The 21701-nt window shown below is 67.2% G+C and carries 15 protein-coding genes; 8 read left to right on the top strand and 7 right to left on the bottom strand.

Annotated features, from left to right (window positions below):
• Position 1: 1 nt before the first annotated feature.
• From narI to AGI3411_RS16240, 6 genes are all read right to left on the bottom strand, one after another.
• Positions 2 to 685, bottom strand: a complete 684-nt coding sequence (gene narI, locus AGI3411_RS16265; RefSeq protein WP_129528406.1) for a respiratory nitrate reductase subunit gamma — start codon at positions 683 to 685, stop codon at positions 2 to 4.
• Between the two features lie 18 nt (positions 686 to 703).
• Positions 704 to 1345, bottom strand: coding sequence for a nitrate reductase molybdenum cofactor assembly chaperone (gene narJ / locus AGI3411_RS16260; protein WP_129528405.1), 642 nt, complete (start codon positions 1343 to 1345; stop codon positions 704 to 706).
• Between the two features lie 14 nt (positions 1346 to 1359).
• Positions 1360 to 2925 carry a nitrate reductase subunit beta gene (gene narH / locus AGI3411_RS16255; protein ID WP_129528404.1) on the bottom strand — a complete coding sequence of 522 codons (1566 nt, stop codon included), beginning with the start codon at positions 2923 to 2925 and terminating at the stop codon, positions 1360 to 1362.
• Positions 2922 to 6665: a nitrate reductase subunit alpha gene (locus tag AGI3411_RS16250; RefSeq protein ID WP_129528403.1), complete on the bottom strand. Its 3744-nt coding sequence runs from the start codon at positions 6663 to 6665 to the stop codon at positions 2922 to 2924. The genes narH and AGI3411_RS16250 overlap by 4 nt, the downstream gene beginning before the upstream one ends.
• Positions 6666 to 6818: 153 nt before the next feature.
• Positions 6819 to 8204 (bottom strand): NarK family nitrate/nitrite MFS transporter, encoded by a 1386-nt coding sequence (locus tag AGI3411_RS16245; protein WP_129528402.1) that lies wholly within the window; start codon positions 8202 to 8204, stop codon positions 6819 to 6821.
• 27 nt (positions 8205 to 8231) lie between these two features.
• On the bottom strand, positions 8232 to 9491 hold the full coding sequence (locus AGI3411_RS16240; RefSeq protein ID WP_244240371.1) for an MFS transporter: 1260 nt from the start codon (positions 9489 to 9491) through the stop codon (positions 8232 to 8234).
• On the opposite strand from AGI3411_RS16240, the gene AGI3411_RS16235 reads away from it, so the two are divergent.
• Together AGI3411_RS16235 and AGI3411_RS16230 are read left to right on the top strand one after the other, a co-directional pair.
• Positions 9490 to 9696: a hypothetical protein gene (locus AGI3411_RS16235; protein WP_129528401.1), complete on the top strand. Its 207-nt coding sequence runs from the start codon at positions 9490 to 9492 to the stop codon at positions 9694 to 9696. The genes AGI3411_RS16240 and AGI3411_RS16235 overlap by 2 nt on opposite strands.
• A 27-nt stretch (positions 9697 to 9723) precedes the next feature.
• Positions 9724 to 10974 (top strand): NnrS family protein, encoded by a 1251-nt coding sequence (locus AGI3411_RS16230; RefSeq protein ID WP_129528400.1) that lies wholly within the window; start codon positions 9724 to 9726, stop codon positions 10972 to 10974.
• A 19-nt stretch (positions 10975 to 10993) separates the two neighbouring features.
• On the opposite strand, the gene AGI3411_RS16225 is transcribed toward AGI3411_RS16230, so the two are convergent.
• Entirely contained in the window at positions 10994 to 11824 is an 831-nt protein-coding gene (locus AGI3411_RS16225; RefSeq protein ID WP_129528399.1) for a hypothetical protein, read from the bottom strand.
• 183 nt (positions 11825 to 12007) lie between these two features.
• Between AGI3411_RS16225 and ykgO the strand changes: the two genes are divergently transcribed.
• The 6 genes from ykgO to AGI3411_RS16195 all read left to right on the top strand — a co-directional run bounded on the left by ykgO (position 12008) and on the right by AGI3411_RS16195 (position 21683).
• Positions 12008 to 12154 carry a type B 50S ribosomal protein L36 gene (gene ykgO / locus AGI3411_RS16220; RefSeq protein ID WP_043548342.1) on the top strand — a complete coding sequence of 49 codons (147 nt, stop codon included), beginning with the start codon at positions 12008 to 12010 and terminating at the stop codon, positions 12152 to 12154.
• Complete coding sequence (locus AGI3411_RS16215; protein WP_129528398.1) at positions 12154 to 13275, top strand: NAD(P)/FAD-dependent oxidoreductase; 1122 nt, start codon at positions 12154 to 12156, stop codon at positions 13273 to 13275. The genes ykgO and AGI3411_RS16215 overlap by 1 nt, the downstream gene beginning before the upstream one ends.
• Complete coding sequence (locus AGI3411_RS16210) at positions 13269 to 14300, top strand: arsenic resistance protein (protein ID WP_244240370.1); 1032 nt, start codon at positions 13269 to 13271, stop codon at positions 14298 to 14300. The genes AGI3411_RS16215 and AGI3411_RS16210 overlap by 7 nt, the downstream gene beginning before the upstream one ends.
• A gap of 71 nt (positions 14301 to 14371) precedes the next feature.
• Entirely contained in the window at positions 14372 to 15541 is a 1170-nt protein-coding gene (locus AGI3411_RS16205) for an efflux RND transporter periplasmic adaptor subunit (RefSeq protein ID WP_129528397.1), read from the top strand.
• Positions 15538 to 18618, top strand: a complete 3081-nt coding sequence (locus tag AGI3411_RS16200) for a multidrug efflux RND transporter permease subunit (RefSeq protein WP_129528396.1) — start codon at positions 15538 to 15540, stop codon at positions 18616 to 18618. Before AGI3411_RS16205 ends, AGI3411_RS16200 begins: the two co-directional genes overlap by 4 nt.
• Positions 18615 to 21683 carry an efflux RND transporter permease subunit gene (locus tag AGI3411_RS16195; RefSeq protein WP_129528395.1) on the top strand — a complete coding sequence of 1023 codons (3069 nt, stop codon included), beginning with the start codon at positions 18615 to 18617 and terminating at the stop codon, positions 21681 to 21683. Before AGI3411_RS16200 ends, AGI3411_RS16195 begins: the two co-directional genes overlap by 4 nt.
• Positions 21684 to 21701: the final 18 nt, after the last annotated feature.

The raw sequence follows: 21701 nt of genomic DNA, 5'->3' as shown, positions 1-21701 counted from the left end.
CTCAGCGCGGACGGACCAGCTGCCAGGCCCGGCCCAGGTAGCCCACCGAAGCGAAGCCGCTCCAGACGTGCACCAGGCGGGTGAACGGGAAGATCACGAACAGCGTGAGGCCCATGAACAGGTGCGCTTTGAACAGGAACGGCACGTCGGCGATATGGCTGGCCGCGTCGCCCTGGAACGTAACGATGTGCTGTGCCCAGGTCATCAGGCGCACCATCATTTCCCCGTCCATGTGGCCCGCCGACAGCACGATGGTGGACAGGCCCAGCAGCAGCGTAACCAGGATCCACAACAGCAACAGCTTGTCGCCCGGCCGCGTGGTGGCGCGAATGCGCGGATCGCTCAGGCGGCGGTGGATCAGGATCAGCAGGCCGATCAGGCACATGCCGCCCATCACGCCGCCGGCCACCATGGCCACGGTCTGCTTCAGCGTGTGCGACACGCCCAGCGTGTCCCAGACCACCACCGGCGTCAGCAGCCCGGCCAGGTGGCCGAAGAACAGACCCAGAATGCCCACGTGGAACAGGATATTGCCCAGCCGCAGCTGGCCGCGGTGCAGCAGCTGCGAGCTGTCCGACTTCCAGGTGTATTGCTCGCGCTCGAAGCGCACCAGGCTGCCCAGCAGGAAGATCGTCAGCGCGATATAGGGATAAATGCCGAAAAGAAACTGATTCAGGGAGTTCATGTTGCGTCGTCCTGAAGGTTAATGGGCCGCGCGGGGATAGAAGCGCACGGTTTGCGCGCCGTCGCCCGAGAACGGCCGCAGCAGCGGTTCCACGCCGTCGGGACCGGCGCCGAACGTTTCCATCGCTTCGTCCATGTCGCGCACGGGCGCCTCGGTCTGCTCGCGCGGAACCACCCGGGACTGCGCGCGCAGCACCGCGAAGATGCAGGCGTAGGGGCTGTCGTTCCTGGCCAGGCGCGAACCGATGGCCGCCAGCACGTGGATGGCGTCGTCCAGCAGCGCCTGGGCCTGGCCGGGCTCGATGACGCCCAGGAACTCCAGGAACAGCGGCACGTGGTCGGGCAGCTCGGACACCACCGGCTCGAAACCATGTTCGCGGTAGGTGTCCAGCAGATCGACCATGGCCTGGCCGCGGTCGCGGCTTTCGCCATGCACGTGCTCGAACAGGTGCAGCGAATGCGAGCGGTTGCGATCGAACGTGGCCACGTAGTTTTCCTGCAGCGAGATCAGGTCGTGGGTGGCCAGGTACTCCATCAGCGGCTGCAGGGCCTCCTCGGCATCGGGATAGTCGCCGAGCGCGGTTTCCACCTCGCCCAGCGCGTCCAGCAGCTCGGCCTCGGGATAGCACAGCAAGGCGGAAAGCAGGCGGTACGGACTCATGGTTTTCTCCTTTCCTAGACCGAAGCGGCCTTCTTGCGGGATTTCGGCATCTCGATGAAGATCTCGCTGCCCTTGGGCTTGCTTCCGAACAAGGTGCCTTCCGACACCCCGCCCGAGCAGCCGTTGCCGAAGGTAAAGCCGCAGCTGCCCTTCTCGTTGAAACTGTCCTCGACCACTTCCTTGTGGCTGCTGGGCACCACGAAGCGGTCCTCGTAGTCGGCGATGGCCATGATCTTGTACATGTCCTGCACCGTCGCCTCGGACAGCCCGACCTGGTCGAGCAAGGCCGTGTCGCGTTCGCCGTGCACGGATTCCGAGCGCTTGTAGGCGCGCATGGCCAACATCCGCTCCAGCGCCAGCACCACCGGCTGCTCCTTGCCCGCCGTCAGCAGGTTGGCCAGGTAGCGCACGGGGATGCGCAGGCTCGACACGTCCGGAATCATGGCGCTCTTGCCGACGGTGCGCTGCGGCATCTGGCCCGATTCGGCGGCCGACTGGATGGGCGACAGCGGCGGGATGTACCAGACCATCGGCAGCGTGCGGTATTCCGGGTGCAACGGGAAGGCGACGCGCCATTGCACCGCCATCTTGTAGACGGGCGAGTTGCGGGCGGCTTCCAGCCACGCTTCCGGGATGCCCTGCTCGCGCGCCGCGGCGATCACCTCGGGCGAATGCGGATCCAGGAAGAGATCCAGCTGGGACTGGTACAGGTCCTGTTCATTGGCGGTGGACGCCGCCGCTTCGATCTGGTCGGCGTCGTACAGCATGACGCCCAGGTAGCGGATGCGGCCCACGCAGGTTTCCGAGCACACGGTCGGCTGGCCGGCCTCGATGCGCGGATAGCAGAAGGTGCACTTCTCGGCCTTGCCGCTGTTCCAGTTGTAATAGATCTTCTTGTACGGGCAGCCGGAGATGCACATGCGCCAGCCGCGGCACTTGTCCTGGTCCACCAGCACGATGCCGTCATCCTCGCGCTTATAGATCGAACCGGACGGGCAACTGGCGACACAGGCCGGGTTCAGGCAGTGCTCGCACAGGCGCGGCAGGTACATCATGAAGGTGTTCTCGAAGGTCGAGTACATCTCCTTCTGCACGCCTTCGAACAAGGCGTCGCGGCTGCGCGCGCTGAATTCTCCGCCCAGGTCGTCTTCCCAGTTCGGGCCCCAATGGATCTTGTCCATCTTCTTGCCCGTCAGCACGGACACGGGGCGCGCCGTCGGCGGGGTCTCCGATAGCGGCGCGTTCTTGAGGTGTTCGTAGTCGAAGGTGAACGGCTCGTAGTAGTCGTCGATCTGCGGCAGGTTCGGGTTGGCGAACAGATTGGCCAGGATGCGCAGCTTGCCGCCCTGGCGCGGTTCCAGCTTGCCGGCGGCGGTGCGTTTCCAGCCGCCCTTCCACTTCTCCTGGTTTTCCCATTCCTTCGGATAGCCGATGCCGGGCTTGGTCTCGACGTTGTTGAACCAGGCGTATTCGACGCCGTCGCGGCTGGTCCAGACGTTCTTGCAGGTGACCGAGCAAGTGTGGCAGCCGATGCACTTGTCCAGGTTCAGCACCATGCCGATTTGGGCGCGTATCCTCATGATTGCTTCTCTTCTTGTTGCGTTGCTTCGACGAGCGGACCTTCCAGCCAGTCCACCTTCTTCATCTTGCGCAGCACCACGAACTCGTCGCGGTTGGCGCCTACCGTGCCGTAATAGTTGAAGCCGTAAGCCTGCTGGGCGTAGCCGCCGATCATGTGCGTGGGCTTGAGCACCGTGCGCGTCACCGAGTTATGGATGCCGCCGCGCTTACCGCTGGTTTCGGCGCCGGGCACGTTCACGATCTTTTCCTGCGCGTGGTACATCAGGCACATGCCCACCGGCACGCGCTGGCTGACCACCACCCGGGCGGTGAGCGTGCCGTTCACGTTGAACACCTCGACCCAGTCGTTGTCGACCAGCCCGGCCTGCTTGGCTTCGGTCTCCGACACCCACACGTGGGGGCCGCCGCGGCTGAGCGTCAGCATCCGCAGGTTGTCCGAATACGTGCTGTGGATGCCCCACTTCTGGTGCGGCGTCAGCCAGTTCAGGACCAGTTCCTTCTCGCCGTTCGGGTAGCGGCCCAGCATGGGCGCCACCGTCTTGGTGTCGATGGCCGGCTTGTACACGCAGAAACCTTCGCCGAAATCCAGCATCCAGCGGTGATCCTGGTAGAACTGCTGGCGGCCCGTCAGCGTGCGCCACGGAATCAGCTCGTGCACGTTGGTATAGCCGGCGTTGTAGCTGACCTCTTCGCTTTCCAGGCCCGACCAGGTCGGCGCGGAGATGATCTTGCGCGGCTGCGCCTGGATGTCGCGGAAGCGGATTTTGTCGTGCTCGCGGCCCACGGCCAGATGGGTGTGGTCGCGGCCGGTGATCTTGCCCAGCGCCTCCCAGGCCTTGACGGACACATGGCCATTGGTTTCGGGCGCGAAAGTCAGGATCATCTCGGCCGCGTCGATCGCGGTGTCCAGGCGCGGACGGCCCTGGCTCACGCCCGCGTCCTCCACGCTGTCATTGATGCCCGCCAGCTCGTGCACTTCGTGCTCGGTGTTCCAGTTGATGCCCTTGCCGCCGTTGCCCAGCTTGTCCAGCAAGGGGCCCACGGACGTGAACTTGCGATAGATGTCGTTGTAGTCGCGCTCGACCACCGTCATGGACGGGGCGGTCTTGCCCGGAATCAGATCGCATTCGCCCAGCTTCCAGTCGCGCGGCTCGAACGCCTGGCCCAGCTCTCCCGGGGTGTCATGCATCAGCGGCGTCAGCACCAGGTCGCGGCGCTTGCCCAGGTAGGGGCCGCCGATCTCGCTGAAGCGCTTGGCCAGCAGCTTGTAGATCTCCCAGTCGGTCTTGCTTTCCCAGAGCGGCTGCACCGCTTCGCTCAGCGGATGGATGAACGGGTGCATGTCCGACGTGTTGAGATCGTCCTTCTCGTACCAGGTGGCCGTCGGCAGCACGATGTCGCCGTACAGGCAGGTCGTGCTCATGCGGAAATCCAGCACCGTCAGCAGGTCGAGCTTGCCTTCGGCGGCGTCGTCCTCGAACGTCACTTCCGTGGGCTTGATCGCGTCCGCTTCATCGCCGAACACCGCGTTCTGCGTGCCCAGCAGGTACTTCAGGAAGTACTCGTGGCCCTTGCCGCTGGAGCCCAGGATGTTGGAGCGCCAGACGAACATGTTGCGCGGGAAGTTGACCGGATCGTCCGGGTTCTCGCACGCCATCTGCACCTCGCCCGACTTCAGCTTTTCAACGGCGTGGGCGATCGGGTCCTTGCCGGCGGCGTCGGCTTCGGCGACCAGGTCCAGCGGGTTGGCGCGCAGCTGCGGCGCCGACGGCAGCCAGCCCATGCGCTCGGCGCGGGCGTTCAGGTCGATCATGCTCAGGTCGCCGTACTTGCCGCGGTCCGCGGTGGGGCCCAGCACTTCCTGCACGTTCAGCTTTTCATGGCGCCACTGGCTGGTGTGCGCATAAAAGAAGGACGTGCCGTTCATCTGGCGCGGCGGACGCACCCAGTCGGCGGCAAAGGCCAGCGGGGCCCAGCCGAACTGCGGACGCAGTTTTTCCTGGCCCACGTAGTGAGCCCAGCCGCCGCCGCTCTTGCCCACGCAGCCGCACATCATCAGCATGTTGATGATGCCGCGGTAGATCATGTCCATGTGGTACCAGTGGTTCAGGCCGGCGCCGACGATGACCATGGACTTTCCTTCGGTATCGTGGGCGTTCTGCGCGAACTCGCGCGCCACCTGGATCACCTGCGCGCGCGGCACGCCGGTGTGTTTTTCCTGCCAGGCCGGCGTATAGGGCACGTCGTCGTCATACGAACTGGCGACGTTGCCGCCGCCCAGGCCGCGATCCAGGCCGTAATTGGCCATCTGGAGGTCGTACACGGTGGCCACCAGCGCCTCGCTGCCGTCGGCCATCCGGATGCGGCGCGCCGGCACGTTGCGCACCTGCAGTTCGCCATGTTCGCTGCCGAAGTACGGGAAGCCGACACCGACCACGGCGTCGGACTTGCCCAGCAGGGTCAGCTCGGGCTCGATCTCGCGGCCGCTGCCGCCGTCCTTCGATTCCAGGTTCCAGCGGCCGACCTTCTCGCCGCCGTTGACCGCGCCCTCGCCCCAGCGGAAACCGATGCTGCCGTTGGGCGCCACCAGGTCGCCGCTCTTGGCGTCCAGCACCAGCGTCTTCCAATCGGGGTTGTTCTGTTCGCCCAGGGCGCCGTCCAGGTGCGACGCGCGCAGGAAATGATCCGGCACGTAGCAGCCATCGCGCTCCTTCAGCTGTACCAGCATGGGCATGTCGGTGTAGCGGCTCACGTAGTCGCGGAAGTAGGCCGACGCGCCCGACAGGTGGAATTCTTTCAGGATCACGTGGCCCATGGCCATCGCCAGCGCCGCGTCGGTGCCCTGCTTGGGCGCCAGCCAGATATCGCCGAACTTCACCATTTCGCCGTAGTCGCTGGACACGGCCACGGTCTTGGTGCCCTTGTAGCGGACCTCGGTGTAGAAGTGCGCGTCCGGCGTGCGGGTCTGCGGCACGTTCGAGCCCCAGACCATGAGGTAGGTCGAGTTGTACCAGTCGGCCGATTCCGGCACGTCGGTCTGCTCGCCCCAGACCTGCGGGCTGGCGGGCGGCAAGTCGCAGTACCAGTCGTAGAAGCTCAGGCAGGCGCCGCCCAGCAGGCTGAGGTAGCGCGCGCCGGCCGCGTAGCTGACCATGGACATGGCCGGGATCGGCGAAAAGCCGATCAGGCGGTCGGGGCCGAACTTCTTGATCGTGAAGGCGTTGGCGGCGGCGATGATTTCCGTGGCCGTGTCCCAGTCGGCGCGCACGAAGCCGCCCAGGCCGCGCACGGCCTTGTAGCGCTTGGCGCGCGCCGGATCCTGGCTGATCCATTCCCAGGCGGCGATAGGGTCCATCGTCTTGCGGGCCTCGCGCCACATCTCGATGAGGCGCCCACGGATCATCGGGTACTTCACGCGCTGGGCCGAATACACGTACCAGCTGTAGGAGGCGCCGCGCGGACAGCCGCGGGGCTCGTGGTTGGGCAGGTCCGGCCGCGTGCGGGGATAGTCCGTCTGCTGCGTTTCCCAGGTGATCAGGCCATTCTTGACGTACACCTTCCAGGAGCAGGAACCCGTGCAGTTCACGCCGTGGGTCGAACGCACCACTTTGTCGTGCTGCCAGCGTGCCCGGTAGGCGTTTTCCCACTTGCGGTCTTCGTTGACCGTCTCGCCGTGACCGTCCGCGAAGGTGGATTTCACCCGCGACATGAACTTCAACCGGTCCAGAAAATGACTCATTCTCTATTCTCCAAGAGCGCCGGCCCCGCCGGCGCGTACTGCGATCTTTGCTGTTGAAACCACTTTAGGCGCGGCCGGCTTCTAGGACCATTCCCCGGTGGCATAGGCCGGGCGCGGCAGAATGACTAGTCACCCCGGCCAGGCCCCGCCGTGTCAGCACGGCACCGGCGCGTTGCGGCGCCCGTAGTACCACCAGGTAATCACGAGGCAGGTGGCGTAGAAGCCGATGAAGCAATACAGCGCGGCCTGCACGCTGCCCGTCATCTCCAGCGAGGTGCCGAAGCTGCGCGGGATGAAGAAGCCGCCATACGCGCCGATCGCGCCCGAAAACCCCAGCACCGCCGCGGATTCCTTGGCGGCTTCCGCCAGGGCCTGCTTCTGCGCAGCCGCGTCCTTGCCTTTGGCCGCCTGCGTGCGTTCGCGCAGGAAGATCACGGGGATCATCCGGAACGTCGAGCCGTTGCCCAGGCCGGTCAGTGCGAACAGCACGATGAACATGGACAGAAAGCCGTTGAAATCGCCCGGATTGCCGCCAGCGGGCAGAAACGCCATCACGCCCAGCACGGCGGCGATCATGGCGGCGAACGTGAATAGCGTGACCCGCGCCCCGCCCAGCTTGTCCGACACCCAGCCGCCCACGGGGCGCGTCAGCGAACCGACCAGGGGGCCCAGGAACGCGTAGGCCATGGGATCGACCTGCGGGAACAGCGTCTTGGTCAGCATGGCGAAGCCCGCCGAAAAACCGATGAACGATCCGAACGTGCCCACGTACAGCCAGCACATCAGCCAGTTGTGCTTGCGCTTGAAGATGACGGCCTGGTCCGCGAACGAGGCGCGCGCGTCGGCGATGTCGTTCATGCCGAACCACGCGGCGATGGAGGCCACCGCGATCGGTATCACCCAGATGAAGCCGGCGTTCTGCAGCCAGATGTTCTGCTGCATGTCGTTCACGGTCGCCACCTGCGGCGCGCCGCCCGCCACGCCGAAGACGCCGATCGAGATCACGACGGGCACCACGAACTGCACCAGCGACACGCCCAGGTTGCCGATGCCGGCGTTCAGGCCCGTCGCCAGGCCCTTCTTTTCCTTCGGGAAGAAGAAACTGATGTTGGCCATGCTGGAGCTGAAGTTGCCGCCGCCCAGGCCGCACAGCAGCGCCAGGATCAGCAGGGTCGGAAACGTCGTGGTCGGGTCGCGCAGCGCGAAGCCCATGCCCAGCGCCGGGATCAGCAGCGAGGCCGTGGAGATGGCCGTCCATTTGCGCCCGCCGAAGACGGGCACCAGGAAGGAATAGAAGATGCGCAGGGTGGCGCCCGACAGCGCGGGCAGCGCCGTCAGCCAGAACATCTGGTTCTTGGACAGCATGAAACCGGCGCGGTCCAGGTTGACCACCACGACGCTCCACAGCATCCAGATGCTGAACGCCAGCATCAGCGCCGGAATGGAGATCCAGAGGTTGCGGTTGGCGACGCGCGCGCCAGTCTGTTTCCAGAAGCCGGGATTATCCGGTTCCCAGCGCGCAAGGACTTGAGTGGACATAGGGCTCTCTCAGGATGTAAGGGAAGATCAGGCGGCTTGCTGCCGGGCAATGGCCGCGCTTTCCGGCCGGAAACTGAAGTGCATGAAAATCAGGGAGACGCAGACGGTGCCGTACAGCAGCATGAAGGCGCTGGAGCGGATGCCCGTGATGTCCAGCAGCACGCCGAACATGATCGGCAGCACGAACCCGCCCAGGCCGCCGGCCAGGCCGACGATGCCGGACACGGCGCCGATGTTCTCGCCGAACTCATCGGAGATGAACTTGAAGACGGACGCCTTGCCGATGGCCATCGCGATGCCCACGATGAACAGCAGCACGGTGAAGCTGACCGGCCCCAGGGCAATGTCGAAGCTGCGCGGACCGCCGGCCGTCAACACGGTGAAATGCGTCTGCGGATAGCTGAGAATGAAGAACGCCACCCAGCACACCCACATCACCCACCAGGTGGTCTTGTAGGCGCCGTAGCGGTCCGAGATCCAGCCGCCCAGGGCGCGCAGCACGCCGCCGGGCAGCGAGAAGCAGGCCGCCAGCAGCGCGGCCAGCTTCATGTCGAAACCGTATTCGCCGATGTAGTACTTGGTCATCCACAGCGCCAGCGCCACATAGCCGCCGAACACCACTGAGTAGTATTGGCAATAGCGCCAGACGCGCGGGTCCTTGAGCATGGCCAGCTGCGCAGACAGGCTGGCGCCGCTGGTCACGCGGTGCGAGGGGTCGGAAGACGAGAACAGCCAGAACAGGATGGCCGTGACCAGCAACGCCACGGCGTAGACCTGCGGCACGATGACCCAGGCTCCGCCCGCGGCCGCGATCAGCGCCGGCGCGACGAACTTGGTGATGGCGGAGCCGGAGTTGCCCGCGCCGAACACGCCCATGGCCAGGCCCTGCTTGCTGCGCGGGAACCAGCGCGCCACATAGGGCGTGCCCACCGAGAACGAGCCGCCGGTCAGCCCCACGAACAGCGCCAGCACCAGGAACTGCCAATATTCCGTCGCATAAGACATCAGCCAGATCGGCACGACGGCCAGCAGCATCAGGATGAAGAACACCGGGCGGCCGCCGTAGCGGTCCGTCCAGATGCCCAGCGGCACCCGCACCAGCGATCCGGTCAGGACCGGCATGGCGGCCAGCAGGCCGAATTGGGTTTCGGAGAGGCCCAGCTGCGTCTTGATGGGTATGCCCAGCACGGCGAAGATCATCCACACCGCGAAACAGATGGTGAAGGCGAACGTGCTGGATATCAGGACCCGCATCGGCGCGCCGGCCGAGGAATGACTTGCTGCCATGGTTATTCTCGCTTTGCTGACGAAAGACTTCTTACATGTCGTTAGCCTAGGGGCAGGACGCCCGCGCGACCATTCGCCGGCCGACCAGAACGCCCGTGCCGATGTGACTAGTCACCCCGGTCTTTGGGACTGGCTTGCGCTGGATCAATCGCCGGCGCTGTCCGCCGCTGGCGACAAGCTGCTGGGCGTATTAATATGTATTTGAAATACACCTTTAAATCCGCAGGCCCCCATGAGCACGCTGCTGACCATCGAAGAACCCGACGAGGCCTTGCGCCGCGCCCGCCCGCAATGGCGCGCCTTCACCGAAATGGGCTTCCGCCCGCTATACCTGGCCGGCTGCTTCTGGGCGCTGGCGTCCGTGCTCCTGTGGGTGCATGCGCCGTCCCTGCTGACGGGCGTGCTGGGCGGCATGCCCTGGCACGCGCACGAAATGCTATGGGGCTTCGTCGCCACGATCGCCGTGGGCTTCCTGCTGACCGCCGGCGCCAACTGGACCGGGAAGAATCCCTTGCGCGGCAACGCCCTGGCCGTCCTGTGCCTGGTGTGGATCGTGGCGCGCGCGGGCTACCTCGTCCCCGGACGGCCCGCGTTCCTGGTCGCCGCCGCGGCGGACCTGCTGTTCTTCCTGTGGGCCGCCGCCGCGCTGGGCCGCGCCGTCGCCGTCACGCGCAACCGGCGCAACTATGGCGTTCCCCTGCTGTTGCTGGCGCTCGGCGTCACCAATGCACTGTATCTGTGGGCGGCGGTCCAGGGCGACTATTTCGCGCTGATGCGCTACTTCAATGCCGGCTTGCTGAGCATGGCCGTACTGACGCTGCTGATCGCCCGCCGCATCATCCCCTTCTTCGCAAAGCGCGCCGTGGCGGGCCTGGACATCCCGCCGCACACGCGCAGCGGCCACTGGCAATTGGGCACGGGGGTCGTCGCCATCGCCTGCCTGCTGGCGGACCGGCCGCAGGTGGCGGCGGCGGCGCTGGCCGCGACCGGCCTGATCGCGCTGGCGCAATGGGTTTCGTGGAAGCCCTGGGCCGTGCGCCGCGTGCCGCTGCTGTGGATCCTGTACGCGGGTTACGGCGGCCTGGGCATCGGCCTGCTGGTGGGCGCGGCGCAACTGGCCGGCTACGTGCTGCGGACCGCCTGGCCCGCGCACGTGATCGGCGTAGCCGGTTTTTCGGTGCTCATCATCGGCATGGTGACGCGCACGGCGCTGGGCCACCTGGGGCGGCCGCTGCAGACCGACCGCAGCATGGTCGCCAGCTACGTGCTGGTGATCCTGGCGGCGCTGCTGCGCCTGGCCGCCCTGCTGCCCACCACGGCCATGCTTGGATTGCTGCATGCGTCGGCCACCGCCTGGGCCCTGGCGTTCGCCTTGTACCTGTGGCGCTTTTTCCCCTTGATGATCCGTCCGCGGGCGGACGCGGGCAAGACGGCGGCGCCCGCGATGCGCGTGGTGCCGGCGGTCCGGCGTCCCGCCGCCTGAGCCCTGGCCCCCGCCGCGCTCAGCCGCGCGCTTCGCGCCGGCGGGTCGCGGCCAGCTGCTGTTTCATGGCCTGGAGCCAGGCCTTGACCTGCTGCATGTCCACGAACTGCGACAGTTCGAATTCCAGTTCGCCGATGTAGTCGCGCACGTCGGCGATTTCGCCTTCCAGATCCTCCATCAAGTCGGAAGGATCGATGGATTGCTCCGGGTCGAACTGGTAGCGCGACTTGAAGCCGCGTTCGGCGGCCGCGACTTCCCCAGCCACGCCTGCCAACCGCGCCTCCAGCACCCGGTTGTATTCCGCATAGCGGTCTTCGCCCAGCGCGTCCCGGCGCTCCGGCTCCGCGCCCGCCAGCGCGCGGGCTTCGGCCAGCAAAGCCTGCGCGGCGCCGTCCGCATTCCCTTGCGGGGCCGGAAGCGCTTGCGCCGGCGCCTCGCGCTCTTCGGCAAAGTCCGCGTCGAAATCGCTGCCGGCATGCTTGCGGTATAGGGCCTTGAGGCGATCGATATCGCATTCTCCCGGCGTGCCGTCCAGCTCCAGGCCGCACAGGGTCTCTTCCACCAACTGCGCCGCGATCTCGGAAGCGAGCTCCCGTTCCTTCTTGGTCAATTCCTTTTGCTTGCAGGCATGGTCGAAGCAGAAGACCAGCTTGGCCTTGAGCTCGATCGCCACGGTCTCCAAGGGGGCCAGCTCGTCCGCATACCGTTCCTGGTAATCATGCGCGGCCTTTTCCCAGAGCGCCAGCCTGGCGAGCTCCTTTTCCAGCGTCCGCGCCAGCGTTTCGAACCTGCCGCGTTGCGCCGTGGCGCCGGACGCCGGCGACGTAGCGGCGGACGTTTTTTCTTGCATGGAGAATGCCTTGTGAAGGGCGCGGCCAGCCCGCGCCAGGAATGAGGAAAGCCGCATTTTACGCGGCTCCCGCAGGCGCTTGAGTTCATTTTTGATACGTTATAACATCTCATTCCTACAAACCAGGATCCGCACGCCATGCACCTCTCCTGTCGATTCTCCCCTTAGCCCGAAAGGAGCCCCATGAAAGTCCTCTCCTCGCTCAAAGACGCCAAGACCCGCCACCGCGATTGCCAGGTCGTGCGCCGCCGCGGCCGCATCTACGTTATCTGCAAGTCCAATCCGCGCTTCAAGGCCCGCCAGGGCGGCGCCAAGAACAGGAATGCGTAATGCATCGCCTGGATGTCGCCGTGGTGGGCGCCGGAGCAGCCGGCATCGGCGTGGCCCTGGCGCTGCAGAAGGTGCCGGGGCTGAAGTTCGGGGTGCTCGAGGCCGGGCGCGTGGGCGAATCTTTCCTGCGCTGGCCGGCGCAGGCGCGCTTCATCACGCCGTCCTTCCATAGCAATCCCTTCGGCCTGGCCGACCTGAACGCCGTGAACGAGTTGAGTTCGCCGGCCATCCACACCGGCGCCGAGCACCCCAGCGGCCCGCAGTACGCCGAGTACCTGGGCTACATCGCCCAGGGGCATGGACTCCCCATCACCATCGGCTGCAAGGTCCTGGCGGTCGGGGCGTTGCCCGGAGGCGGCTTCATCCTCGATACGTCCAAGGGCAAGTTGCAGGCCGGGTTCCTGGTCTGGGCCGCGGGCGAATTCCAGTTCCCCGACCTTGCGCCTTTTCCCGGCGCGCAATGGTGCCCGCACTACGCCCAGGTGGACGACTGGGCGCGCTTCCAGGCCGACCGCTACACCGTGATCGGCGGCTACGAGAGCGGCGTCGACGCCGCCGTCAACCTGGTCAGGCTCGGACGCACGACGCGGCTGCTCGCCCGCAAGTCGACATGGGATCCCCAGGCTCCGCACGACCCCAGCCTGTCGCTCTCGCCCTACACCCGCCAGCGGCTGTACGAAGCCGTCGACACCGGCCGGCTGGAGATCGCGTTCGGCGTGGACGTCGTCGGCCTGACGCTGCACGAGGGAGGCGGATTCCGCATCCACGCGGGCGACGGCCGGTACTGGGACGAAAAGCAGGCCCCGATACTCGGAACCGGATTCCTCAAGGACGGCGGCGCGCGGCAGATCGCCGAACTCTGGAACTGGGACGACGATGGCCGGGTCCTGCTGACCGAGTCCGATGAATCCACGGCCGCGCCGGGGCTGTTCATGGCTGGCCCGCAAGTGCGCCAGGACAAGCGCATCTACTGCTTCATTTACAAGTTCCGCCAGCGCTACGCCCTCATCGCCCGCAGCATCGGGCTGCGCCTGGACCGCGACACCAGCGCCCTGGGAACAGGCCCGGGCGCCTGGGGACCATTCGGCAACAGCGATTGCTGCGAGGGCTGCGAGTGCTGAACGTCCTGGGAAATGCCGTCCGCAAGGCCGGAATTTCCTTGCTGCTGACCGCCAGCATCGTTGCGGGCGCGGCCATCGGCCACCTGTGGCCCGCGACCGGCGAACTGCTGGGCAGCCACGTCAACGCCACCCTGCTGATCCTGGTCGCGCTGCTTTTCTTCGGCGTGCGCTTCGAAGCCGTGGTGCGAGCCTGGGGCAATCTGCGCTTCCTGGCGCTGGCGGCGCTGGCGACCTACGTATTCGTTCCAGCCATCGGCTACGCCATCGCCAGCGCCGTGCTGGCCGCCCATCCCATGCTGCTGGTCGGGTTGTCGATCTATTTCATGGCGCCCTGCACGGACTGGTTCCTTGGCTTCACCCGCCTGGCGCGCGGCAATGTCGCCCTGGGCACGGCCCTCATCCCGATCAACATGATTGGACAGCTCCTGCTGTACCCGGCCTATCTGCGCCTTTTCGCGCAGGGATCCGTCCAGATCGAGGCCGGGGTCATCGGCGATACGCTGCTGCACTGGTTCCTGGTCCCCCTTGCCGTGGCCGTGCCGGCGCATTACGGCCTGCGCCGGTTGCTGGGCGGCAAACGGTTCGGCCGTTTGCTGCAGCGCATGGACCGCGCCGTCCCCTGGGTGATCGCGCTGCTGGCGATGGAGATTTTCGCCGCGAACGTCACGGTCATCCTCGCACACCGCAACGCCTTCGCCTGGGTCCTGCTGGCGGTATTCGTCTTCTTCGCCTGCACCTACCTGCTGGGCGAAGCCATCAGCCGGTTGGGCCGGTTCGCCTATCCGGAACATGCCCTGCTCACGATGAGCATCGCCGCCCGCAACGCGCCCTTGATGCTGGCGCTGACCATGGCGGCGATGCCGGACGAGCCGCTGATCCACGCAGCCCTGGTCATCGGCATGCTGGTGGAATTTCCCCACCTGACCGTGCTGCGGCGGGTGCTGCTGGGGCAGCGGCAGCGCGCGTATCGGCGAACGTTGCGGCATTCCGGAATGGGCGCGAGAAATGACCTGACAATTTACTGACAAAGAAACGGTAATCATTATTATTCATATAGAATCCGAGCTGTCCCCAATCCCCAAGCTTGGCAGTCCCGATGTCCCTGCCCCTTTCCGCGGGCCCTGGTTCCCATTCCAAACGCCTGATGCTGCTGGCGGCCGTATTGGCGCTGGCCGCCCTCGCCGCCTTGGCGTTCTGGCTGACCGGGCCCAAGAGCCCCGCCGGTGTCCGCCCGCCCGAGTACAGGCAGATTCCCGTCGCCGTCAGCGTGGCGGCCGCCAGCGTCGGTCCGCTGCGGCGCGACCTGCACGCGCTCGGCACCGTGACCCCGCTGGCGCGGGCCGTGCTGCGCCCGCAGGTCGACGGCGAACTACTGAAGCTGCATTTCACCGAAGGCCAGGCCGTTGCGCAGGGCCAGCTGCTGGCCGAGATCGACGCGCGGCCCTATCTTGCGGCGCTGGCCTCCGCGGAAGGCGAACTGGCCCGCACCCAAGCGCTGCTGGACAATGCCACGGCTGACCTGCAGCGCTACCGCCGGCTGGCCCGCCAGGACGCCGTCGCCGGACAACAGTTGGACACCGCCGAGGCGCAGGCGCGGGCCTATTCCGCGCAGCGCATGAAGAATGAGGCGCAGGTCGCCGACGCGCAGCGGCTGCTCGGCCATACCCGCATCGTCGCGCCCCAGGACGGACGCATCGGGCTGCGGCGCATCGACGCCGGAAACCACGTCCGGGCCGACGACACCGAGGGCCTGGCCACGCTGGTGCAGATCCGTCCGATCTCGGTGCTGTTCAGCATCCCGGAAACGCAGCTGGACATCCTGCGCCAGGCGCAGGCGCGCGCCGCCGCCCTGCGCGTGCAGGCCTGGGATGCCGATGACCGCCGCATCCTCGACGAAGGGACGCTGGAAGCGCTGGACAACCGCATCCAGGCCGCGAGCGGCACGGTGCGGCTGCGGGCCCGGTTCGACAACGCCGACGAAGCGCTGTTTCCGAACCAGTTCGTCAATATCCGGCTCGCGGTGGTGCAGCAGGATAACGTCGTCACCATTCCGACGGCCGCGGTGCAGTACGGATCCGAAGGCGCTTTCGTCTTCGTGATCGGGGAGGACCGCCGCGCCAGCCGCCGCGTGCTGCGGCTGGGGCCTTCCAACGCCGGCCGCATCGCGGTGGAAGCGGGGCTGGCGCCCGCCGAACTCGTCGTGGTGGAAGGCGTGGACCGTCTGCACGACGGCCGGGACGTGCTCATCGTCGGGCAGGACTCATGAGCCTGTCACGCCCCTTCATCCTGCGCCCGGTCGCCACGTCCTTCTTGATGATCGCCCTGCTGCTGTCGGGCATCCTGGCCTGGCGCATGCTGCCGGTGGCGGCGCTGCCGCAGGTGGACTACCCCATCATCCAGGTGATCACCCAGTACCCGGGGGCCAGCCCCAGCGTCACGGCCCGCGCCGTCACGGCCCCGCTGGAGCGGCGCTTCGGGCAGATCCCCGGCCTGAAGCAGATGTCTTCCACCAGCGGCAGCGGGGTTTCCGTGGTAACGCTGCAGTTTTCCCTGGACGTGCCGCTGGGCGTGGCCGAACAGGAAGTCCAGGCCGCCATCAGCGCCAGCGGCTCGCTGCTGCCCGGGGATCTGCCCACCCCGCCCGTGTACCGCAAGGTCAACCCCGCGGACATGCCCATCCTGACGCTGGCGGTTACCTCGGCGTCCCTGCCCCTGCCCAAGGTCTACGACCTGGTCGACACGCGCATGACGCAGCGCCTGTCGCAGCTGTCCGGCGTGGGCATGGTGAGCCTGGCGGGCGGCCAGCGGCCGGCCGTGCGCGTGCAGGTCAATCCGATGGCGCTGGCCGCGCGCGGCCTGCAGCTGGCCGATGTGCAGGAGGCCATCGGCAAGGCCAACTCGAACCAGCCCAAGGGCAGCTTCGACGGGCCGGTGCGCTCGGTCATCATGGACGCCAACGATCAGCTCCAGAGCGCCGAAGAGTACCGCGAGCTGATCGTGGCCTGGCGCAATGGCGCGCCCGTGCGGCTGGGACAGGTCGCCAGCGTGGAGGACGGCGCCGAGGACCGCTATCTGGCGGCCTGGGTCGACGAACAGCCCGCCGTGCTCGTGAACATCCAGCGCCAGCCGGGCGCCAACGTGATCGCCGTGGCCGACCAGGTCAAGGCGCTGCTGCCCCAACTGACGTCCAGCCTTCCTGCCGCCGTACAGGTACGCGTCCTGACCGACCGCACGGAAAGCATCCGCGCGTCCGTGCGAGGCGTGCAGTGGGAACTGGCGTTCGCCGTGGGGCTGGTCGTGCTGGTCACCTTCCTGTTCCTGCGCAACCTGCCCGCCACGCTGATTCCCAGCCTGGCCGTGCCGCTATCCCTGATCGGCACGTTCGGCGTCATGCACCTGGCGGGCTTCTCCACCAATAATCTCACCCTGATGGCGCTGACCATCGGCGCGGGCTTCGTCGTGGACGACGCCATCGTCATGCTGGAAAACATCGCGCGCTATCGCGAACAGGGCCACAGCCCCCTGTCCGCCGCGCTCAAGGGCGCCGGCCAGATCGGTTTCACGCTGGTTTCCCTGACCCTGTCGCTGATCGCCGTGCTGATCCCCCTGCTCTTCATGGAAGACGTGGTGGGCCGGCTGTTCCGCGAATTCGCCGTCACGCTCGCGGTCGCCATTCTCATCTCGCTGGCGGTCTCGCTCACCCTTACCCCCATGATGTGCGCGCGGCTGCTGCCCGCCCATGCGGACACCCGCCCGGGCCTGCTGGACCGGATCCAGGCCCGCTACGCCGGCTGGCTGGACGCCACCTTGCGGCACCAGCGCCTGACGCTGGCCGCCATGCTGGCCACCGTGGCGCTCACCGGGCTGCTGTACCTCGCCGTGCCCAAGGGCTTCTTCCCGGTGCAGGACGGCGGCACGCTGCAGGGCGTGACGCAATCGTCGCAGAGCACCTCGTTCGACGCGATGGCGCGCCGCCAGCAAGCCGTGGCCCAAAGCCTGCTGGCCGATCCGGACGTCGCCAGCCTGTCGTCCTTCATCGGCATCGACGCCATGAACGCCACGCTGAATACCGGCAGGCTGCTCGTCAATCTGAAGCCCTGGGCCGAGCGTAGCGCGCCGCTGGCGGACATCATGGCCCGGCTGGACGCCCGCGCCCGGGAAATCCAGGGCATCTCGCTGTTCCTGCAGCCCGTCCAGGAACTCAATATCGAGGACCGCGTCAGCCGGGGCCAATATCAGTTCACCCTGACCTCGCCGGACGCCGCCCTGCTTTCCCGCTGGAGCAGCACGTTGACTCAGCGGCTGGCGCAGGCCCCCGAATTGGCGGACATCTCGTCCGACCAGCAGGGCGACGGCCGCCAGGCCTACCTGCAGGTCTCGCGCGACACCGCCGCCCGCCTGGGCGTGACCATGGACGATGTGGCGCAGACGCTCTACAACGCCTTCGGCCAGCGCCAGGTCGCCACGCTGTTCACGCAATCCAACCAGTACCGCGTCGTGCTGGAGGTGGACCGCAAACTGGCGCTGAGCCCGGATGCGCTCGAGCGCATCCACCTGCAGACCGAAGGCGGGCAGGCCATCCCGCTGTCGGCGCTGGCGACCGTCAGCGAACGCGCCGTGCCCCTCGCCGTCAACCACCTGTCGCAGTTTCCGGCGGTGAACCTGTCGTTCAACCTGCCGCGCGGCGGCTCGCTGGGCGCGGCCATCGCCGCCATCGAATCGGCCCGGCAGGAAATCGGCATGCCTGCAAGCGTGGAGCTGCGGCTGCAAGGCGCGGCGTCGGCCTTCCAGGCCTCCCTGTCGAACACGCTCTGGCTGATGCTGGCGGCGATCGTCACCATGTACCTGGTGCTGGGCATGCTGTACGAAAGCGCCATCCATCCCGTCACCATCCTGTCCACCCTGCCGTCGGCCGCCGTGGGGGCCTTGCTCGCGCTGCTGCTTACCGGGCGCCCGCTGGACCTGATCGCGGTCATCGGCATCATCCTGCTGATCGGGCTGGTGAAGAAAAACGGCATCATGATGGTGGACTTCGCGCTGGAAGCCGAGCGCACGCGCGGGCTGGCGCCGCAGGCCGCCATCCGCGAAGCGGCCCTGCTGCGCCTGCGCCCCATCCTGATGACCACGCTGGCGGCGCTGTTCGGCGCGCTGCCGCTGATGCTGGCCACCGGTTCGGGCGCGGAACTGCGCCAGCCGCTGGGCTGGGTCATGGTGGGCGGGTTGCTGGTCAGCCAGGTGCTGACGCTGTTCACCACGCCGGCGGTCTATCTGTTCTTCCACCGCCTGGGCGCACGCCGCGGCGCCTCCGCGGCCAGGCCTGGAGCTGAAGGCCCCGCGCCATGATCCGGGCCCTGGCGCACCGCCCCGTCGCCTGCCTCTTCCTGGCGCTGGCGCTTACGCTGCTGGGCGCCGTGGCCTGGCGGCTGCTGCCCGTGGCGCCGCTGCCGCAGGTGGATTTCCCCACCATCGAAGTGCGCGCTGAACTGCCGGGCGCCAGCCCCGAGAGCATGGCCAGCACGGTGGCCGCGCCGCTGGAGCGCGCGCTGGGCAGCATCGCGGGCGTCAGCGCGATGTCGTCCTCCAGCAACCAGGGCGCCACCCGGGTGCAGTTGCAGTTCGAGTTGGACCGGGACATCAATGAAGCGGCGCGCGACGTGCAGGCCGCCCTCAACGCCGCCCGGGCGGAACTGCCCGCCGGCATGCCCGGCAACCCCAGCTACCGCAAGGTCAATCCGTCGCAGGCGCCCATCATGGCCCTGGCGCTCAGTTCCCCGACCCGTCCCGCGGGCCAGCTCTACGACCTGGGCGCCACCGTATTGGCGCAGAAGATTTCGCAGATCAACGGCGTGGGCGAGGTGACGATGGGCGGCAGCTCGCTGCCCGCCGTGCGGGTGCAGGTCAATCCCAACGCGCTGGCCCACTACGGCGTGGCGCTGGACGACGTGCGCCGGGCGATCGCCGACGCCGCGCCCATGGGGCCGCAGGGGCAGCTGGATTCCGCCACGCGGCGCTGGGAGGTCGGCACGCCGGGGCAGCCGCGCAGCGCGCGCGAGTACGACAGCCTCATCGTGCGCCACCAGGACGGCGCCGTCATCCGGCTATCGCAGGTGGCGCGCGCGAGCGATTCCGTCGAAAACCGCTACAGCAGCGGGTTCCACAATCGCAATCCGGCCGTCGTCCTGACCATCAGCCGCCAGCCGGGCTCGAACATCATCGAGACCATCCAGGCCATCAACCAGGCGCTGCCCGGCCTGCGCCTGCTCATGCCCGCCGACGTGGACCTGACCGTCGCGCTGGACCGTTCGCCCGGCATCGACGCAACCCTGCGCGAAGCCCACGTCACGCTGGGGCTGGCCACCGCGCTGGTGATCCTGGTGGTATGGGCCTTCCTGGGCAATGCCCGCGCGGCGGCCATACCCAGCGTGGCGATCCCGGTCTGCCTGATCGCCACCTTCGCGGTCATGTACCTGTGGGGCTTTTCCCTGAACAACCTGTCGCTCATGGCGCTGATCGTCGCGGCGGGATTGGTCGTCGACGATGCCATCGTCGTCCTGGAGAACATCTCGCGCCATCTCGAACGTGGGCTGTCGCCGCGCGCGGCGGCGCTGCGCGGCGTGCGCGAGGTCGGCTTCACCCTGGTCGCCATGACCGTGGCGCTTAGCGTGGTGTTCGTGTCCATCCTGTTCATGGGCGGGCTGGTGGAGCGGCTATTCCGCGAGTTCTCCATCACCCTGGTTGCGGCGACCGTCATTTCGCTGGCCGTGTCGGTGGCCATCATCCCCAGCCTTTGCGCGCGCTGGCTCAAGCCGGCCCCGCCGCCAGGCGCGGGCGGCCGCAAGTCGCGGATGCAGGCGTTCCATGCGCGCATCCACGCGTGGTACGGCAGCAGCCTGGCGCGCGTGCTGGGCCATGCCCGGCTGACGCTATTGCTGCTGGCCGGCGTGATCGGCCTGAACGTCTATCTCTATGTGCAGGCGCCCAAGGGCTTCCTGCCCGTGCAGGACACCGGGCAGCTCGTGGGCTTCGTGCGCGGCGACGACGGCTTCTCGTTCCAGGTCATGCAGCCCAAAATCGACGTGTACCGCCAACTGGTGCTTAAACACCCCGCCGTGCAGGACGTGATCGGCTACAACGGCGGCAATCTGGGCATCAGCAATTCGCTCTTCCTGATCCGCCTGAAGCCCGTGTCCGAACGCAGGGAATCGTCTACCGAGGTCATCAACTGGCTGCGCGCGAACGCCCCGCCGGTGCCGGGCGGCATGTTCTTCCTGAACGTGGACCAGGACCTGCGCATGCCCGGCGGTTTCGGCAACTCGGGCGACCACGAGCTCGCCATCATGGCCAGCGACGTTCCGGCGCTGCGCGACTGGTCGCGGAAGATTTCAAAAGCCATGCAGGAGATCCCCGAGCTGCGCGACGTGGACGCCGAGGGCGACGGCGCCACGCAACAGGTGATGATCGACATCGACCGCAGCGCAGCGCAGCGCCTGGGCGTGGACATGGACACCATCGGCAGCGTGCTCAGCAACTCCTTTAGCCAGCGGCAGGTCGCCACGCTGTACGACGCCATGAATCAGTACCGCGTGGTGCTGGAGCTCGATCCCCGCTACACGGAGGATCCGGACGTGCTGGAACGGGTGCAGGTCGTGGCCGCGAACGGCGAGCGCGTGCCGCTGACGGCGTTCGCCACCTACAAATATGGCCTGGTCAACGATCGCGTCTACCACGACGGCCTGTTCGCGGCCGTATGGGTCGGATTCTCGCTGGCGGAAGGAGTGTCGCTAGAGCAGGGCCTGGCCGCCATCGACGCCGCCATGGCCAGGCTGATGGTGCCCTCCCATATCCAGACCCGCCTGGGCGGCGACGCCCGCAACTTCCAGCAGAGCCTGCAGGACCAGCCCTGGCTGATCCTGGCCGTGCTGGCCGCCATCTATCTGGTGCTGGGCGTGCTGTACGAAAGCCCGCTGCATCCTCTCACCATCCTGTCCACCCTGCCCTCTGCCGGCGTGGGCGCGCTGCTGGCGCTGCGGCTGGCCGGCATGGAGTTCACGTTGATCGCGCTGCTCGGGCTATTCCTGCTCGTGGGCATCGTCATGAAGAACGCCATCCTCATGATCGACTTCGCGCTCGGCCTCGAGCGGCGCGAAGGGCTCACGCCCGAGCAAGCCATCCACCGCGCCGCCCTGCTGCGCCTGCGGCCCATCATGATGACCAACCTGGCCGGCCTGCTGGGCGCGCTGCCCCTGGTGCTCGGCATGGGCGAAGGCTCGGAATTGCGGCGTCCGCTGGGCATCGCCATCGTCGGCGGGCTGATGATCAGCCAGTTCCTGACGCTTTACACCACGCCTATCGTGTATCTGGCGCTGGAACGGCTGCGCCTGCGCTGGCGGGCCGCCGCAGCGAGGTAGCCCCCCTCCCTGGGCCTG

Source organism: Achromobacter agilis (assembly GCF_900496965.1).
Taxonomy (GTDB): Bacteria; Pseudomonadota; Gammaproteobacteria; order Burkholderiales; family Burkholderiaceae_B; genus Achromobacter; species Achromobacter agilis.
This window is presented reverse-complemented; position numbering and strand designations above follow the sequence as displayed.

What these genes read in the sequence shown, in the direction of transcription:
- AGI3411_RS16200 (WP_129528396.1), top strand. Translation starts at nt 15,538, where the DNA reads ATGAGCCTGTCACGCCCCTTCATCCTGCGCCCGGTCGCCACGTCCTTC.
- ykgO (WP_043548342.1), top strand. Translation starts at nt 12,008, where the DNA reads ATGAAAGTCCTCTCCTCGCTCAAAGACGCCAAGACCCGCCACCGCGAT.
- AGI3411_RS16250 (WP_129528403.1), bottom strand. Translation starts at nt 6,665, where the DNA reads ATGAGTCATTTTCTGGACCGGTTGAAGTTCATGTCGCGGGTGAAATCC.
- narH (WP_129528404.1), bottom strand. Translation starts at nt 2,925, where the DNA reads ATGAGGATACGCGCCCAAATCGGCATGGTGCTGAACCTGGACAAGTGC.
- AGI3411_RS16195 (WP_129528395.1), top strand. Translation starts at nt 18,615, where the DNA reads ATGATCCGGGCCCTGGCGCACCGCCCCGTCGCCTGCCTCTTCCTGGCG.
- narI (WP_129528406.1), bottom strand. Translation starts at nt 685, where the DNA reads ATGAACTCCCTGAATCAGTTTCTTTTCGGCATTTATCCCTATATCGCG.
- AGI3411_RS16235 (WP_129528401.1), top strand. Translation starts at nt 9,490, where the DNA reads ATGGTTATTCTCGCTTTGCTGACGAAAGACTTCTTACATGTCGTTAGC.
- narJ (WP_129528405.1), bottom strand. Translation starts at nt 1,345, where the DNA reads ATGAGTCCGTACCGCCTGCTTTCCGCCTTGCTGTGCTATCCCGAGGCC.
- AGI3411_RS16225 (WP_129528399.1), bottom strand. Translation starts at nt 11,824, where the DNA reads ATGCAAGAAAAAACGTCCGCCGCTACGTCGCCGGCGTCCGGCGCCACG.
- AGI3411_RS16205 (WP_129528397.1), top strand. Translation starts at nt 14,372, where the DNA reads ATGTCCCTGCCCCTTTCCGCGGGCCCTGGTTCCCATTCCAAACGCCTG.
- AGI3411_RS16245 (WP_129528402.1), bottom strand. Translation starts at nt 8,204, where the DNA reads ATGTCCACTCAAGTCCTTGCGCGCTGGGAACCGGATAATCCCGGCTTC.
- AGI3411_RS16240 (WP_244240371.1), bottom strand. Translation starts at nt 9,491, where the DNA reads ATGGCAGCAAGTCATTCCTCGGCCGGCGCGCCGATGCGGGTCCTGATA.
- AGI3411_RS16215 (WP_129528398.1), top strand. Translation starts at nt 12,154, where the DNA reads ATGCATCGCCTGGATGTCGCCGTGGTGGGCGCCGGAGCAGCCGGCATC.
- AGI3411_RS16230 (WP_129528400.1), top strand. Translation starts at nt 9,724, where the DNA reads ATGAGCACGCTGCTGACCATCGAAGAACCCGACGAGGCCTTGCGCCGC.